16 protein-coding genes are annotated in these 16,832 nt (G+C 57.6%); 4 read left to right on the plus strand and 12 right to left on the minus strand.

What is annotated here, in order from left to right; translation table 11 throughout:
• Nucleotides 1–207 precede the first annotated feature (207 nt).
• The 11 genes from HUS66_RS06585 to HUS66_RS06635 form a co-directional block, all read right to left on the minus strand.
• The gene (locus tag HUS66_RS06585) at nucleotides 208–1,572 is read right to left on the minus strand and encodes an NADH-quinone oxidoreductase subunit N (protein WP_112056311.1); all 1,365 of its coding nucleotides are present in this window, start codon (nucleotides 1,570–1,572) and stop codon (nucleotides 208–210) included.
• Nucleotides 1,572–3,041 carry a complex I subunit 4 family protein gene (locus HUS66_RS06590; protein ID WP_175070160.1) on the minus strand — a complete coding sequence of 490 codons (1,470 nt, stop codon included), beginning with the start codon at nucleotides 3,039–3,041 and terminating at the stop codon, nucleotides 1,572–1,574. Before HUS66_RS06590 ends, HUS66_RS06585 begins: the two co-directional genes overlap by 1 nt.
• 15 nt (nucleotides 3,042–3,056) lie before the next feature.
• Nucleotides 3,057–4,880, minus strand: coding sequence for an NADH-quinone oxidoreductase subunit L (locus HUS66_RS06595; RefSeq protein ID WP_175070161.1), 1,824 nt, complete (start codon nucleotides 4,878–4,880; stop codon nucleotides 3,057–3,059).
• Nucleotides 4,877–5,188, minus strand: coding sequence for an NADH-quinone oxidoreductase subunit NuoK (gene nuoK, locus HUS66_RS06600; protein WP_136246725.1), 312 nt, complete (start codon nucleotides 5,186–5,188; stop codon nucleotides 4,877–4,879). The genes HUS66_RS06595 and nuoK overlap by 4 nt, the downstream gene beginning before the upstream one ends.
• Entirely contained in the window at nucleotides 5,185–5,721 is a 537-nt protein-coding gene (locus HUS66_RS06605; protein ID WP_112056303.1) for an NADH-quinone oxidoreductase subunit J family protein, read from the minus strand. The genes nuoK and HUS66_RS06605 overlap by 4 nt, the downstream gene beginning before the upstream one ends.
• Complete coding sequence (locus HUS66_RS06610; protein WP_112056301.1) at nucleotides 5,721–6,617, minus strand: complex I subunit 1/NuoH family protein; 897 nt, start codon at nucleotides 6,615–6,617, stop codon at nucleotides 5,721–5,723. The genes HUS66_RS06605 and HUS66_RS06610 overlap by 1 nt, the downstream gene beginning before the upstream one ends.
• The gene (locus HUS66_RS17770) at nucleotides 6,614–8,509 is read right to left on the minus strand and encodes a heavy metal-binding domain-containing protein (protein ID WP_282848354.1); all 1,896 of its coding nucleotides are present in this window, start codon (nucleotides 8,507–8,509) and stop codon (nucleotides 6,614–6,616) included. The genes HUS66_RS06610 and HUS66_RS17770 overlap by 4 nt, the downstream gene beginning before the upstream one ends.
• A 50-nt stretch (nucleotides 8,510–8,559) precedes the next feature.
• Nucleotides 8,560–8,922: an NADH-quinone oxidoreductase subunit A gene (locus HUS66_RS06620; protein WP_112056293.1), complete on the minus strand. Its 363-nt coding sequence runs from the start codon at nucleotides 8,920–8,922 to the stop codon at nucleotides 8,560–8,562.
• A 200-nt stretch (nucleotides 8,923–9,122) separates the two neighbouring features.
• Entirely contained in the window at nucleotides 9,123–9,275 is a 153-nt protein-coding gene (locus HUS66_RS18070; RefSeq protein ID WP_112056372.1) for a transposase, read from the minus strand.
• Between the two features lie 186 nt (nucleotides 9,276–9,461).
• Nucleotides 9,462–9,800, minus strand: a complete 339-nt coding sequence (locus HUS66_RS06630) for a cation transporter (RefSeq protein ID WP_112056292.1) — start codon at nucleotides 9,798–9,800, stop codon at nucleotides 9,462–9,464.
• Nucleotides 9,801–10,194: 394 nt separating this feature from the next.
• Nucleotides 10,195–10,941 carry a TVP38/TMEM64 family protein gene (locus HUS66_RS06635; RefSeq protein ID WP_205742751.1) on the minus strand — a complete coding sequence of 249 codons (747 nt, stop codon included), beginning with the start codon at nucleotides 10,939–10,941 and terminating at the stop codon, nucleotides 10,195–10,197.
• 656 nt (nucleotides 10,942–11,597) lie between these two features.
• On the opposite strand from HUS66_RS06635, the gene HUS66_RS06640 reads away from it, so the two are divergent.
• The 4 genes from HUS66_RS06640 to HUS66_RS18075 all read left to right on the plus strand — a co-directional run bounded on the left by HUS66_RS06640 (nucleotide 11,598) and on the right by HUS66_RS18075 (nucleotide 15,460).
• Nucleotides 11,598–12,452: an IS5 family transposase gene (locus HUS66_RS06640; RefSeq protein WP_136246724.1), complete on the plus strand. Its 855-nt coding sequence runs from the start codon at nucleotides 11,598–11,600 to the stop codon at nucleotides 12,450–12,452.
• 41 nt (nucleotides 12,453–12,493) lie between these two features.
• A complete protein-coding gene (locus tag HUS66_RS06645) occupies nucleotides 12,494–14,497 on the plus strand; it encodes an acyltransferase family protein (RefSeq protein WP_168709140.1) in 2,004 nt (667 codons plus the stop codon).
• 70 nt (nucleotides 14,498–14,567) lie between these two features.
• Nucleotides 14,568–14,747 (plus strand): hypothetical protein, encoded by a 180-nt coding sequence (locus HUS66_RS17645; protein WP_205742483.1) that lies wholly within the window; start codon nucleotides 14,568–14,570, stop codon nucleotides 14,745–14,747.
• A gap of 416 nt (nucleotides 14,748–15,163) precedes the next feature.
• The gene (locus HUS66_RS18075; RefSeq protein WP_168709139.1) at nucleotides 15,164–15,460 is read left to right on the plus strand and encodes a DDE-type integrase/transposase/recombinase; all 297 of its coding nucleotides are present in this window, start codon (nucleotides 15,164–15,166) and stop codon (nucleotides 15,458–15,460) included.
• 686 nt (nucleotides 15,461–16,146) lie between these two features.
• Here the strand turns inward: HUS66_RS18075 and HUS66_RS06660 are convergent.
• Nucleotides 16,147–16,832, minus strand: a 686-nt coding sequence (locus tag HUS66_RS06660; RefSeq protein ID WP_175070162.1) for a copper resistance protein B, incomplete at its 5' end; no start/stop codon positions are given.

The raw sequence follows: 16,832 nt of genomic DNA on the forward strand, positions 1-16,832 counted from the left end.
GATCTGTGAAATTGCCGGGTTATAACTACATAGACCCGTGAGCCCGACCTCCGAAATACTGCTAACCTGCTGATGCGCCTATAAGGAGAGGCGCAGCTATAAGAAGTTTATTGTCCTGAGTCCAGGTGTCAAAGCCTAAAGAACGATACCTAGATGCTCCGCCAGTCCGTGAGTCTATGGTCTCGGACGTTTTGATAGCGAGTCCGATCACGTCGCCAGTCCCGCTAGGAAAATCTGAGCGGCCAGTCCGATGATCAGTGTGGCGGCAAACGTGATCATGACCACGATGCCGGGCCATGTGCCCGGTGAAATGGTTGTCTTTTCCGCCGTCCGGTACATTGGCACTACGATGCGTAGATACACCGCGAGCGAGAGCACGCTGTTGACGATCGCTATGATTGCCAGCCAGGTGAACTGGACGTCGATGGCAGCAGCAAAGAGCATGAATTTGCCGACGAAGCCGGCCAGCGGCGGAATGCCGACCAGCGACAGCAGGAAGATCACCATTGCAATACCCATAATCGGCCGTGCACGTCCCAGCCCGTCAAAATCGTTCAGAGTGCGCCCGGTTGCGGCGGCAACCGCGAAAGCACCCAGGTTCATGGCCGCATAGGCGGCGGCAAACAGAATGATCGATGGTAGTGCAAGCTCACTTGAGCCCACCGCCACAATGCCCAGAAGAAAATAACCGGACTGGGCAATCGACGAATAGGCCAGCAGCCGGATGACGTTGTCCTGCACCAGTGCAGCGAGATAGCCATAGGTCATGCTGAGAACCGCGAGGCCCGCAATGACGGCAGTCCAACCGGTTTCCGGGGGCAGGTCACGAACCACCTGCGTTAGCGCAAACAGGGCGCCAACCTTGGGCACTACAGACAGATAAGCTGCAATCGAGAGGGGCCCGCCCTCGTAGGCATCTGGCGCCCAGAAATGAAACGGAACCAGCGATGCCTTGTAGCCCAGACCAACAACAACAGCCACGAACCCGAGAATGACAGCCATCGGCATCGTATCCATCCCCGGCAGATCGGCAATCAGTGTGGAGCCCGAAGCGCCGAACCAGTAACTCAGGCCGAAAATCATGATCGATGTGGTGACCGAAGCGAATACAAAGAATTTCATCGCAGCTTCGGTCGCCGGATCAGTATCCGGATAGGCAACCAGGGCAAAGGTGGCCAGGCCGGTCAGCAGTGTACCCAGTACCAGGAACATGGTATCCCCTGCCCCTGCCAGAACCAGGGCGCCGAGGGTGGCAAAGATCAGCAGGCTATAGACCGTACCTTCGCGGGCGCTCCCCCGAACATCCACCCGCGCCAACAGCATCGAAAGCACTGTAGCAGGCAGCAAAATAAGCTTGGCCCAGATGCTCAGAGCATCGATTCGAAAGCTGCCTCCAAACACCGTTGTGTCTGTGCCCAGCAGGCGCAGGGTCAGCCCCGTGGCAACGAGCAAGCCGATGACGGCGACAGCCAGCGAAATTCGGGGCCGGCGCAGCATTTCCGCGATCAGCGCACCGACAGCCGTCAACAGGACGGCAATTTCCGGGATTAATAATGCGAGATCTCGACCCATTACAGCACCAGTACCGATGTGGTCCGGTGAATGATGTCCAGCACCCAGGACGGCGCAACACCTGTGGCGACAGTGAGCACTAGCAGGGGCGCCACAGCGAGAATTTCGCGCGGGCTCAGATCCGGCATTTTATTCCAGCGCTCCCGGGGCTCACCCAGAAAGGTTTCACGCAGTGCCTTGAGAAAGGTTCCGGCGATAATGGCAATGCCCAGAATCACGATAACGGCAATGGGAGTGGTACCGAGAGTCGCGAGGAATATCTGGAACTCAGCCGGGAAGTGCGCGAGGCCCGGGAGACCCAGAGACGCGAAAGCTGCCAGCACAAAGAGCCAGCCAAGCAGCGGAACTGTTTTGAGCAGGCCACCAAACTCGCTCATTTCGCGGGTCTGGGCACGCTCCTGGATCATGCCCACCAGGAAAAACAGGGCACCGGTGACCAGACCGTGACTGAACATCTGCAGCACGGCACCGTCCAGAGCGGTGGCACGCACGGCAGGATCCAGTGTTAGCGCAGCCGCGGCGACGCCGACGATCACGTAGCCCATGTGGTTGACTGAGGTATAGGCCACCAGGCGCTTGAGATCCGTCTGTGCCAGGGCGGCAAAGGCGCCGTAAATCGCGCTGACGACACCGAAGAACAGAACAACGATTCCGGCTTCGCGGAAAGCGTCAGGGGTCATTTGCAGGGCGAAGCGCACAAGCCCGTAAGTCCCGAATTTCAACATGATGCCAGCCAGGATGACGCTACCAACGGTCGGCGCCTGAACATGGGCTGCCGGCAGCCAGGTATGCAACGGTACGGCGGGAATCTTGACCGCAAAGGTAATCAGCATGGCGATCAGCGCCCACATGGCCGCCGCCCCCTCCAGCGGAGGATGGGCAATCCAGGCCCGCATATCGAAGGTAGGATCAGGGCTGCCGAGGTAAAGCCCCAGAATAGCAAGCAACAATGGCAGGCTGCCCAGCAGGGTGTAGATAAAGAACATCAGCGCTGCACGTTGCCTGTCTTCGTGTCCCCACCCTGCGATCATGAAATACATCGACACCAGGGAAACTTCAAAGAACACATAGAACAGAATCCCGTCCAGGGCGGTAAAGGTACCGATTGCCGTGGTCTCAAGAAGCAGGACCAGGGCCACGTAGGCCCGCGGGCGATCGCGAAGCGACGAGGCGTAGATGAGTGCAACCAGGAAAAGCACGGCACTCAGTAGCACCAGCGGCAGGCTTATGCCATCAACCCCGACCCGATAAGCGGCGCCGATGGCCGGCATCCATTCCAGCTCTTCAACCTGGGAAAAGCCCTCACCACTCACCCCCTGCAGCCACATGGCCAGAGCGCCGACCAGAGTCAGGGCGGCACTGACGATCGCTATGCCATGCACTGTCCGCGCCGTCGGCTTCGGCAAACACAGAATCAGCACGGCGCCGGCGAGAGGCAAAAACAAGGTCAGAGATACGAGTGGTAGCATGAATACAGGGTTCCTTTAGAAACTCAGTGAAGCTGAAAACAGGATGACAAGGAGCACAGCGGTGGCTACGGCGCTGATCGCCAGGCTGTGATGGATCAGGCCGCTTTGCAGGGTTCTCGCCCGCGCGCCCAGGGCCCGCACACCGGCCACCAGGGCGAAGATCAGACCGTCGATACCACGCTCATCCCCGCCCCGAACCCAGCGACCCACCGCCAGATTGGCGCGACCGACGCCAAGCGCGGCCGCATAAAGGTGGCCTTCCAGACGGTCACACCGCCGGGCAACAGCCATTACGGGCCGACCTACCCAGGCGGTGAGCCCGCCCGCAACCACTAGCCCCGATGCTGCCCATTGATGGGCAGGCCCAAGCAGACGCTTGACCGGCACCAGCCAGCCCAGCGCCAGACCACCCAAGGCGGCGACGAGTCCGGACAATATGGCGCCGATACCTGCGGTTTCCGGCACCGGCAGATCAAGCATTGTTTCGAGTGGACCAAAGGCCAGACCCAGGCCTGCGGCGGGGATCGCCAGACCCCAGATGCCAGCGCGCATCCAGCCAGTACCGGCGACCGGCCGGGTATCGCCGGAGCTCTGCCAGAGCAAGCGTAAAGCCCGGGCCATATAGGCGCCGGTCAGCAGAGTGCCTGCCAGGGCCAGAGGGCCGAGCCAGACGGCGCCCTGTGCAGACAGAGCGGCGGTGATAACCGCATCCTTGGAGAAGAACCCGCTCAGCGGTGGAATGCCAGCCAGTGCCAGCGCCGCCAGAGCAAAGCCAGCGAAGGCCCAGGGTCTGGAGCGGCCAACGCCCTTCAGCCGATCGAAAGTGGTATCGCCACGCGCATGCTGGAAATCACCGGCAGCCAGGAACAGGCTGCTCTTGATGGCAGCATGGGCGAGCAAGTGCAACAGGGCGGCCAGCGGAACCCCGGCGCTCACTGCGATCAGCATCAGGCCGTACTGACTGGCCGTAGAAGCCGCGAGCAGGCGTTTGAGATCACGCTCGGCCAGCGCAATCACCCCGGCTGCCACCGTGGTAACGCCACCAACAAGCCCAATGGCGAAAAGCGCTTCAGGAGTCAGCAGCGGGGCCGAGCGGATCAGCAGGATCGCGCCCGCCGCCACCAGCGTGGCCGAGTGCAACAACGCCGAGACCGGTGTCGGGCCCGCCATGGCGCGCATCAGCCAGTCCTGCAGGGGAACCTGGGCCGACTTGCCCATGGCGGCCAGCAGTAACAGAAGCCCGGCCGCGGTCGAGGCACTACCACCAGCGGTCAGGGAGACGGCAATCTCACTGGTACCTGCCGACCCGATAAGTATGAATACCGCAACGTAAAGCCCGAGATCTGCGCTGCGGGTATAGAGGAAAGCGCGGCTGGCTGCGTTCGCGGCTTCGGGCCGCTGGAACCAGAAGCCGATCAGCAGGTAACTGCAGAGGCCGATCAGTTCCCAGGCCGCCAGCAGCAGAACCCAGTCGCCGGCCAGCACCAGCGCCTGCATGGCGGCCAGGAACAGGGACATTACGGCGTAGAAGCGCGCCTGACCAGACTCTCGCTTCATGTAACCGACGGCATGGATCAGCACGAATGTACCCACCGTGGCCACCGTCACGGCCAATAACGCCGTAAGCGGCACGCCGACCAGTCGCAGTGGCATGTCCGGCAGACCGGGCATAAGTAGGGTTTCGGTCTGACCACTAGCCACCCGGGCCAGAAGCCAGAGGCTTCCCGCCAGGCTGAGCGTTGCGCCAGCCAGGGCCAGTGCAGGCGGCCACCGGCGCAGTATCAACACGGCCAGGGCGGCGATCAGCGGCGGTAATATCGGCAGGACCACTGCATTCATCCTTTAAGGTCCTCCGCTTCTTCCATCTCTACCGAGCCCTTGGCCCGGAAGCGGGCGATGGCAATGCCAAAGCCGACCGCCATCTCCAGCGCCATAACCGTCATCACCACCAGCACAAACATCTGGCCGGAATAGGCTTCTGGGTGCAGAAAGCGCCAGAAAGCGACCAGGTTCACCATCGCGCCCGCCAGCATTAGCTCCACGCCCATCATGATCATCACCAGATTGGTCTGGGACAGTGCGCCATAGATACCGATACCGAAGAGTATTGCGCCGATCAGAAGCGCTACTATCAGAACTGCGGTCATTCCGATGACTCCTTGTCGTTTTTACTCGCCAGGTTCTGCACCGGAATTGCCACCGCCGTGGCCGCAATCATCGCGGTCAGGATGGTGATGCCAGCGGTTTCGAAGATCATCATCGAGCGCCCGAGCAGCTCCATGCCCAGCGCCCGTGTCTGCGCCTCCGCGTCCGGCACCTGGTCCGCCAAGGGACCCCAGTCGGACAGCAGTGCAATGGCGATGGCAACAACGGCGGCACTGACCCCGGCACCGATCGAGAAGCGCTTCTGGTGGCTCATATCCATACCGCCAAGCCCACCGGGATCCATCATGAACATCACCATGAAGATGGCCATGATGCTCATCTCCGTGGCCATCATCATGATCTGCAGTACACCCAGAAATTCGGTCTGCATCGCCAGAAACATGCAGCCGACGGCGGTCTGCGAAAACAACAGCGCCAGTGCGGAACGGACCATGGACGATGTGCGAAACACCACCAGGCCGAAGCCGATTGCGGCCAGCCCGAACACAGCGACAAAAAAAGCCTGTGCGTACATTAGGGAACCACCAGGATCAGTAAACCGACAATAATGATATTAACCAGTGCCAGGGGGATGCCCATAATCCAGCACCACCGCATCAGATCCGCCTCGCGAATGCGTGGCAGGTAGCGACCGACGAGCAGCATCGACACGGCTACGGCCAGGGTCTTGATCAGGCTCCAGGCCCAGGGCGGCAGCAGCGGGCCATGCCAGCCGCCGAGGTAAAACACCGTGGTCGCCGAAGCCAGAGTAACCACCAGCGTCAGTCGGGCCAGGCGCAGCACTGCCAGGCGCACCCCGGTGTACTCGGCGTCCACACCTCCGCCAAGCTCCCCTTCTGCGGTGGGCAGATCGAAGGGGGCACGGAACGCCAGCGCCATGGCGGCAATGAAAAACAGCACGAAGCCCAGAGGCTGGTAGACGATGTTCCACAAGCTGCTCTGGGAACCAACGATCGCGGTGTTCACCAGGGACTCTGCACGCATGGCCACGGCCGTGATCGGCATGACAATAAGCATGGAATAGGCAATAAGCTGGCCCAGAAAACGCCAGCCGCCGATCATCGCGTAGGCGCCATCCGGCCCCCAGCCAGCCATGATCACCGCGACCAGCACATAGGCCAGGGCCGCGTTGATGAAGAGCGCGCCGGTGCCCAGGTCCGCGATGATCAGATCCGGCGCCAGCGGCAGGACCGCCATGCCAAGCACTGCTACGACCAATAGCAGCACCGGCGCCGCCTCGAAAAAGACCCGGTCCGGCGAGCGCGGCACAATAGATTCACGTCCGAGGTGAGCCAGGCCGTTGAACAGCGGCGCCGCCGGACTCAGACGCCCAGTGGCCATCCAGCCCTCAATCACAGCCAGCAGCCAGGCGCTGCCAAGCAGCGCGAGCAAAACGATGGCGACAGTCACGAAGTCACCTCCCAGGGCGAAAGGTCCAGTGACCCGACTGCCAGCAGCGCATCGCCCAGTTCCTGGCCCTCGACAAGCTTCGGGACCAGGCCGATATGGTGACTGCAGGCGGTGTCCAGCTCGTATGACTTAACATGGCCGCGCTCCAGTTTCAGACTTAGCCGGGCCTCGCCGCGCGGAGTGTCAACGGTTGCCTCACCGGTTCCTGACACATCGCCAACGTCGCGCAGAACCGGCAGCTCCGGTTCTGCGCCCGACTTTATAAGGTCAAGGCTGGCCGAAATTTCGGCCAGGCGCTGCCACAGGCGCGCCCAGGCATCTCCGCCTTCGTTGGCAGCACTCGCTACGGGGCCGCGCAAACCAGAAGATTCCGTTGGCAGTATACCGACTCCCATCAGCCGCGATTTAAGCAAAGGCGTTCGTTCAAGGCGGGTACCCAATGTACGCAGCGCTGGCTCCAGGGCAGCAAGACTGTCCCGGTTAGCCTCTCTGACTTGCAGTTGCAGAGTTGAAGCCCGTTGCGTCAGCCAGGCGAAGCCGAGCTGGCGCCCTAACTGAGCCAGCCAGCCAAGATGACTGGCGATGCGCTCACGCTCAAGGGCGCCAGTGCGGGCACCGGCGTTTGCCGAATCGTCCTCCAGTCCTGCCGCTTGCTCTATTGCCAGACAAGCCAAAAGACGGTAGCTCACCGGCGCGAGCGGAATTGCAGCTGACAGATACGCAATGAAGGTCTCGGCATCCATCTCTTCACTTTCTTCAACATTGTCACCTTTGCTGGTCACCCCCACCAGGGAGATCGCCTGCCCCTCCGTTACGCCGTCACCATCAAGGGTCAGCGTCAACTTCAGTCCGCCGGGCAAGCCAGGGAAGACCGGACCGAACGGCACCTCAAGCCAGTCCATCTGCAGGCCGTCGGCGCTGCGCGGCAGGTCTTTGGTGACTTCAATCATGGACATGAATCCCGAGGAACCATGATCATGTCCTTCATGATCATGCCCACCGTGATCGTGTTCACCGTGATCGTGTTCACCGTGATCGTGTTCACCGTGATCATGGCCGGAATGTTCATGTTCTGAGTGGTCGTCAGATTCACGGACTACCAGATCCATGCCGCACTTCGGGCAGCTGCCCGGTTCGTCCCGAACAATTTCGGGGTGCATGGGGCAGGTATATTCGGTCCCAGCATTTTCGGGAGCGTGTTCCGGTTGGTGTTCGTTATTGTGGTCGTGGTCGTGGCCGTGGTCCTGATCATGGCCATCATGATGCTCATGATGCCCATGGTGGCTCTGGTGCTCATGGTGGCTCTGGTGCTCCTGGTCATGGCAATGCTCGTGTTCGTGGCCATGGTGTTCGTGATCTTCGTGATGTTCATGATCGCTGCCGCCTTCAGGGGTCGACTCCCCGGCTTCGCGGGCTACCAGGTCCATGCCACATTTGGGGCAGCTACCCGGCTCATCCTCCACAACTTCGGGATGCATGGGGCAGACATACTCGATCCTGGCGTGCATTACAGAGGCGTCGAAATCCTCCGGCGAGTCTGTAAAGGCACCGTCAGCCAATGCCCGCTTTAGCTGACCTACGGCTTCGGTCAGATCTTCTTGCGAGAGGTCTGAGGAGATATCGTCACCCGATAAAGTCGACGGTGTCTGCCCGCCTACCATGAGAATCGCGCGCGGCCGGGGCATCTGCGCGTAGAGCACTGCCACGGCATCCCCCATTTTCCCGGGCAGATCTCCGACAATCAGAAGCACGCTGGCATCGCGTGGCGTGGTTGCAATGCGCAAGCCTGCTGCAGTCACGTCCAGACCATGCGCCAGGGCCACTTCCGGGCCCGGAACGATCAGACAGCTCAGGTTACGCGCCAGGGCCCGGGAAACCAGCTTCTGCAGCACTGAGTAACGTTTCTGCCGTGCGCCCGTTAGGTTTATTGCTGGATCAGAACTCATTGCCGCCTGAAAGCCCCCTGACTCCACCCGTAGAGCAGACCGAGAAAAAGAATGGCAAGAAACACGCCCATATCAAGCAAGGCAACCATTCCTACTTCCTTGTACACAACGGCCCACGGGTACATGAATGCCATCTCCATATCGAAAGCCAGAAACAGCAACGCGTATCCATAGTAACGAGCGTGATACCGCCCCCATACCGGATCCCGCGACAGGACTCCGGAACTCGCCGGCACATCCTTGCCCGGCTCCCCGCGTGTCGGGCCTATGGCGCGGGACAAGCTGTAAAGGGAAAGCACCATACCCACGGTACCCAGCGCCAGGCCAAGTAGCAGAACGTATTGCTGCGTAGCGTTCATTATTCCTCCAGAGTAGCCAGTTACACGTCGGTGAAATCTATGATCCGGTGGGCGTTGCTTGGCCCATCGCCCGAACGCTTGACGCACGTTCAATGCTGGAACTAATCAGGGTACAAACCACGCTGCCGGTAGTATTCGGCCAGCTCGGCGTCACTCAGCGCGGCCATTTCACGCACGGCATGGAATTTGTCACATCAGCTCTAGCCTTCGGGATCATCCGCCTGGTCGGGCAGCAGACGACCCGCTTTCCGGGCCTTATTCCGCCAGTTGTACAACGTGGTCGCCGAGATACCTTCTTCCTCAGCTACCTCCGCGACCGTGCGGTTATGGGGCGGGAATAGCTTCTTGAGGATAGCTTCCCGGCGCTCGTCGGATTACTTCATCGGAGCCTCGTCTCGCCCCTCCAGGGTTCAGAGTCTATCAGCCGCTGAGGCTCCAACTAGCTTGACAGTGGGGGATCTTCGTCTGACGTAAATACGGGGCACTCCGCACCATCGATGCCGCGTGGAACGACCTGGCGTCGGTGACGACGGGAGCCGTCAATGACAGCTCCAGGGCTCCTTGTTGGCATTGTCCTTGATGTTCTGGTCGACGAACCGGTAGTGGTCTTCCTTGAAGCGGTTCCACCAGCCGTGACTGATCTCAATGGCGTGCCGGGCGAGGATCGCTTCGATATGGTCGATGCACAGCCGCGACCCGTCATAGGCCATGATGAGCTTGCACTTGTCGGTGTCGTAGGTGACGCGTTGCAGTCCGAATAGCTCGTCTATCTGTGCGATGGCCAGACGTAACGCATCGGCATCGCAGGGCTCGAGCTTCAACTTACGCGTCACTAGATGGATCTCATTCACGCCTAGACGGAGTTCATTCTTGGACATGTGGAGCACTCCTTCTTGTCTGTGTCGTCATGACCTCGCTAGCGTCATTTCCCTGCAGGGGGGCGATTTTCTGATCGTTCCGGACGGGGCTCGCAGAACGGAGCAGCCCGGATGATGCAGGCGGAGCCTCCACTTATCATGTGTGAGTATCCTACAACCCTTGTGTTACCCAATGGTCAAATTGTGGTGTGCCGCTAGAGGGTGGGCAGCACCAGTCCTGGATCACGGTTATGCAATTCTCACTCCTACGTCGCACGCCATCAGCCTGGGCGACAAAGCTGAACCAAGGCTGAATGGGAGCTACTGTTGTGGATGTCATGGATACGTCAGCGAGAAATGTCCGGGGTGCAAGTCATAGCCGGCCTCAGCGGGTGTTTGGTGAGACGCTGACCGGCTACCTCAGATGCAGCAAGCGCTTGAGGGCGGATCGGTAGCGTGTCGGCGCCGCCTTCCAGGCCAGCGGCAGCAGAGTGAGGGTGCCGAGCGCGAGCACCGTTAGGCCCGCACGGCGCAGATCGTCGGAGGCGAGTTCGTTGCCGAAATGCGCCAGCAGGAAACTCGCCGGCATGACGCCGAGCAGCGTCGCGATGGCGAAGCGCCAGGCCTTGAGAGGCGAGAGGCCGGCCGCATAGCTGACGACGTCGAAGGAAAGGAACGGCATCAGCCGGGTCACGAAAACGGCGGCCATCAGGGCGTTCTGGGAGGTGATGAAACGATGAAGAAGACCGCTGGAGGGACGCATGCCCAACCAGGCTCTCATCGCGTCATATCCTAGCAGGCGGGAAATGGCGAAGGCGATGAGCGCGCCGGCCTCGGAGCCGATGGCCACGTAAAGTGTGCCCCAGACATGACCATAGGCCGCGCCGGCAGCGAGCGCGATCGGGGCACTTGGGATCGGGCTCATGACGATGGCGATCATCATTAGGCCAACGACCAGTGCTGGACCGAATGGGCCAAGCCGTATCACTGCCTGTTCGAGGGTGTCGCCGGCCAGCAAGGCATCCAGCATGCCGGTTCGCCACAGCACCAGAGCGGTGGCGAGAAAAACGGTAAGTACCGCCATGCCCAACATGATGCGTCGCCATGAAGCACGGGAAAGGCGTTTCGGGGCGCCAGTATCGATCTTGTGCGGGCTAACCATGTCTCCCTTTCTCTGACCTAGAGCGCATCGCAGGGTCAGGACCGAGAGATCCTGATTCTTCGCATATTTTATGAGGCCTCAGCGCGAACCATTATGACGTTAGGGCTGGATAAGAGCCACATCTTCACGCCGGTGACGACGCCAGTATCCCCGGTGGCATCCCACGAGGCACGAGCCAAGTCAGCCATGTCGGCATAAGATTTCCCAGTAATCGCCGACATAGGGGGCGAACTATCGGGTGGCTTCATATCGCAACCGCAGCCCTGTGCGGAACCGGATTGAGGCCCTCTCTGGCGCCGTTCTCCAGTTCCATACACATGCCGAGCAATTAGGTCATCGAGGTACAGGATAAAATGGTCGCCTTCTTGGGTGTTGGAGTCACACATGTTGGCTATGCTGGCTATATGGAAGGGCATGCCGTATGAACTTGGCTCTGTGCATTGGGGCCTAGCTCCTTACGGCGCGCTACGCCGCTGAAGGGGCGCACAGATGCCACGCTCGTGGCGTTCTAGGTTAGCAGTAAGACGAGCGCGAGCAGGAAGAATGGCGATAGCAATGAGTTAAGGCAACAAGGTGCATGACGGGGCAGTTGTTAGGTTTTGTCCGAAAAGTCTGATTTGCTAATGTTTCCGATGCCGTAACTGCATAGGTGATGCATGGCAGGACGTCACGAACTCTCCGACGCAAGCTGGCAGATGATCGAAGACATCGTCTCACCGCCTCAGACAATGGGCCGCCCGCTCCGGGATGACCGCCAAATGCTGAACGGGATCTTTTGGATCTTGTGCACCGGTGCCAAATGGCGCGATCTCCCAGAGCGGTATGGTCCCTGGAAGACCGTCTATGACCGCTTCCGGCAATGGCGAGACGATGGCACTTTCGAGGCGGCGCTGGATCGACTCCACCTCAAGCTGCGTGAAGACGGGCTGATGGATCTGGACACATGGATGATTGACTCGACATCGATCCGCGCCACCCGGGCCGCCTCAGGAGGCGGCAAAAAGGGGGGCAGCAAGACCCCCTTAGGCCATGCCCTTGGACGGAGTCGTGGCGGCCTTACGACCAAGATTCACATGGTCTGTGACCGGCAGGGTTGGCCGCTGACCTTCACCCTGCCACCGGGACAGGACTCAGATACACGGCACTTTATTCCCACCCTGGAGCGCGTTCAGCTGCCTGGCCCCTCCGGCAGGCCTCGCAAGCGTTGCCGCTTCATCGTGGCGGACAAGGGATATGACAGCGAACCGTTGCGTCGCTACTGCGACCAGCATCGTATGAAGCCAATCATTGCCCGGCGCAAGATGAAGCGAAAACCGCGTCCTGGCGCTCCGCGGGGCTTCGATAAGCCTCGCTATCGAGAGCGAAACATCATCGAGCGCTGTTTCGGCTGGATCAAGGAATTGCGCCGGGTCTGCGCCCGGTACGACAAGTTGGCCAGCAGTTTCGGGGCAATGATATGCCTTGCTTGCATAGACCGTTGCTTGCGTGCCGACTTTTCAGACAGAACCTAGAATTGTTATCAAGGCCGCTTTTTTAACCAAGGATAATTACCTTGAAATATCGTTCCGAAATTGATGGTTTGAGAGCACTTGCTGTTGTTTCAGTGATATTGTTCCACGCCGGATTTGCGATTTTTAGCGGAGGATTTGTCGGCGTAGATGTTTTCTTTGTCATCAGCGGCTACCTCATTACGACCATCTTAATTGAAGATATTGATAATAAGCGATTCAGCTTCTTAGATTTCTATGAGCGTCGTGCACGGCGAATCTTGCCAGCACTCTTCTTTGTAATGCTCTGCAGCATCTTGTTTTCATGGATGTGGATGCTGCCAAGCCAATTGGATGATTTTTCTCACAGCCTTGTCGCAGTCAGCTTGTTTTCGTCCAATGTGCTATTCTGGCAGGAAAGTGGTTATTTTGATGCGGCTGCCGAAGAAAAACCTCTGTTACACACATGGAGCTTAGCTGTCGAAGAACAATACTACGTTTTATTCCCAATTTTTCTCTTTCTAGCTTGGCGATATGGAAAAAATCGCGTCTTTTGGATGATCGTATTGTTTTCCGCAATCAGCTTTTTACTGAGCGAATGGGGATGGCGAAATAAATCAACTCCTAACTTCTATTTAGCACCAACGCGAGCGTGGGAGTTGCTTGCAGGAACTATGGCGGCTTTTGTCGTGCAGCGGCGTGGAGTGGTCAAGAATGATTCGCTTGCATTAGTCGGTTTGGCCGCAATTTTAGTATCTGTGTTCGTTTACGATGAAGCCACCCCTTTTCCAAGTGCATATGCGCTTGCACCAGTTTTAGGCGCCGTACTCTTGGTGCTTTTTGCGGACAAGGAAACATTCGCCGCAAGACTTCTCAACACTCGCCTGCTCGTCGGTATAGGCTTTATTAGCTATAGCGCTTACTTGTGGCATCAGCCACTGTTTGCCTTTGCGCGGATACAAAGTCTATCGGAGCCAAGCCCCATGCTAATGCTATTTTTGAGCTGTTTTTCAGTAGCACTAGCTGTCGTCAGTTGGAAAATTATTGAGCAGCCGTTTCGAAGGAAGGAAAAAATTGACAGCAGGAGATTATTTTTCTTCTCTTCGGCAGGGTTGGTAATGTTTGTATCTATAGGTTTATACGGTCACGACGAAAATGGATATATCAACGGTGATTTTATAATGTCTCCAAACGTTGAGTTTCGATCTTTTGGTGAAAAAGTAGAAACCATCGGCGATGTTTGTGTGCCACAAAGGACCGAGGGTTCACATTGGGTATCTGAGTGTACCTTTGGGGACAAGGATTCCAGTGAAGTCGTAATCTTGATCGGTGATTCACATGCTCAAGCCATCAGTTACTCACTTGACCAGGTGTTTAGAAGACAGAACATCAAGGGAAAAGTTTTCAATTTGGACGGCTGTGAGACCGTGCCCTTTATAAGAAGAAACAAGAATAGATCGGTTGAAAACTGTGAGGAAAGATTCGAGGAATTTACGAGTATCATAAAGCGACAAGATGCAGAGGTGATACTTGCTAGTCGTTGGAGCTTCAAGCTTTTTCCTATTGAGGGCGTGATTGATAAAATGCCGTATCGAAACAGCGAAGGGTTTTCCGAGAGGGATGCCAACTACAGAGAATATGACGTGCTGGTTTCTGGTGAGTTTTATCGCGACGCGAAAACCAAGAGAGAATACTTGATAAAGTATATTGAAGAAATGGCGAAAGTTGCTAGGTCTCTTTATCTCGTTTACCCAGTTCCTGAGACTGGCATTGATATTGAAAAGATGAATCGGTTTTATTACTCGGAAAATAATCAAGTTCTTGAGCAGGTGACATTCCCTTATGAAGACTTTTATTCAAGAAATAAATTCGTCATAGATGCTTTTGATAGTATACCGGCTCCCGGTATTAAGCGGGTAGTCGTTAGTGCCCTATTTTGTAACAACTATGTGCAAGGCAGGTGTGTAGTTCAACGGAATAGCGTCCCGTTTTATTATGATGACGATCATTTATCCAAGAAGGGGGCCGATATCGTTGTTGATGAAATTTTTAGACTCTCCGATTGGTAAGATTGTTAGATGTGTGAAGTGATCCCCTCCATGGCTGCATAGGCTATAGTGCAGCGATGAGGAGGATGCGATGAGCAACGAACCTACCGTCAAACGCTGGACCGCCAAGCGCAAGGCCGCGGTGGTCATGGACACCTTAAAGGGCAAGACCACGGTCGCTGAAGTGGCCTCCAGCACGATTTCGGCTGGATCGAAGAAGCCCAGCGCAGCATGGAAATGGGCTCAAGGCCCGTGCCAAGGATATCCGTGAGCAGTTCGAGTCCGAGCTCCGGGAAACTAAGGAAGCGCTGGGCGAGGCCCATCTGCAGATCTATTCATTAAAAAAGTTTCGCCGCCTGCTCGACGAGGACGGGAACTTGTAAGGTCGCTGCAGGCGGAACTGGCCCTGGAGGGCTATGTAGTATCCCTAACCAAGCTCTGTCGCTGATTGGAGCTGCTACTGCGAAGCCTGTATTACCAGTCCAAGGCGCGGCGACGTGTCATCAATACTGATCTGGCAGCCCGGGTAAAGCTGGCCCTGGAGCGGTCCCCACCTACGGCTATCGCCGCCTGGTGTGTGTCCTGGGAGAGAACCACAAGCTGATACAGCGCATCCTGCAGTTGAAGGGCTGGCTGGCGCGCAAGCGACCACAGGGCTTCTGCCCTCGCGTCAGGAGTCTTTCGTCCGTGGCCTCACGACAAGATGAGCGCTGGGCCACGGATCTCACCCATGTGTGGTGTTGTAAAGATCGGCGGGCCAGACTGGCGGTAATCATCGACTGCTTTACGCGTGAGTTCCATGGCTGGCGATTGTCGGACAAAGGCAGCAGCAAAATAGCGGAGGCTGCCTTGGAGGAAGCGCTGATTTATCGACTAGGGGCTCTGGGTCGTGTTCAGCCACCACTGACACTGCGCTCCGACTACGGGCCACCTAAGGTTAAAGTGGCATCATGGACAACAAAATCCCTGCAGATGTCAGCATAACTTAGACCTAAGCAAAAGAGATCATTCTTGGCAGTCCGCCATATCCGGATCAGTGGCTCACCATAGTGACAGGAGACCTGAGCTACCGGATTCGGCTCGACAGGGCTTAACAGAGGTTCATAACATCCTGGCGGGCGGGCTCAACCATTCTCTACGAGGTCCTTGCAGCCCTACGGCTCAGTAAACAAGTTCCGCTGCCAGGAATGCAGTAGTTGTGGGTCCTAAGCTGAACATGCTCGGAGTTCTGGAAGTGAATGCGTGGGTTGGAATCCTTGTATACGAGCTTGCCAGAGCTATCGTACAGCCCCCTGCTATTACGATAAAAGCGCAGGAGTCGCTAGCAAGGTGTTCGTTTCTGATCTGGATCATCTGGGCCTGCTCCACATTGACCTGATAGAGCTTGGCGGGGCTCAGGATCTGGGAGTTGGTCACCCCTTTTTCAATGATCACAGAACCACTTGGCTTATCGCCAGTGATGGCGAAGGATGAGGCAGAGACCAGGCGCAACATCGCGGCACCGTGGAAATGAGTTGACGTTTCATGGTCCACCTCCTTGATTGGTTGACGTTGTAATTATGAAAATAAAAACTGAAATGTGATAAAAATAGATAAAAATAGATAAAAATAGATAAAAACGCCACATTAATATGTGGCGCAGAAGAAATATCGAGATATGCAAAATGAGGTTAATACCATATCCTCACGCCGGCGACGACGCCGGTATCTTCGGTGGCATCCCCCGAGGCGCGGGCCAAGTCAGCCGTGTCACCATAGGACTTTTCCCAGTAGCCGCCGATATAGGGGGCGAACTTTCGGGTGATTTCATATCGCAACCGAAGCCCGGTGCGAACCGAGTTGAGGCCCTCACCGACGCCAAATTCCGGCACCTCATCGGCTGCCGCTGCGACTTCCAGGCGCGGTTGCAGGTAGGTCCGCTGGGTGATCCGCAGGTCGTATTCGCTTTCCAGGCTGGCCGAGACATCGCCGTCCTCGCTGACCCTCAGGTCGAGATCGGTTTCGAAACGATAAGGCACGAGCCCCTGGAGATTGATGACGCCGAAGTAGCGTTCGGGGTGATCGTTCGAAGCGATGCCACCCTGATAGCCGATACCGCCCTGGAGCTCCCAGAAATCGGTGATCAGACGGCTGTAGAGCAGATCGAGATTTTCGAATTCCGCATCCTCATTGTCACCCTGGACATTCTCGCCTTCCCCCTTTAGATAGACTCGATTGACATCGCCGCCGTACCAGGCCTGGAAATCCCAGACCAGGGCATCCTCGCCCTTGTCGGGGGAAGCATATTCCAAGCGATCGACGAGTATCGAGCCCCGTGAGTGTTCGGCCATCGGCGATGGCCAGTTCGCCGGGGCAT

It is taken from the genome of Onishia taeanensis (assembly GCF_013349955.1).
Lineage (GTDB): Bacteria > Pseudomonadota > Gammaproteobacteria > Pseudomonadales > Halomonadaceae > Onishia > Onishia taeanensis_B.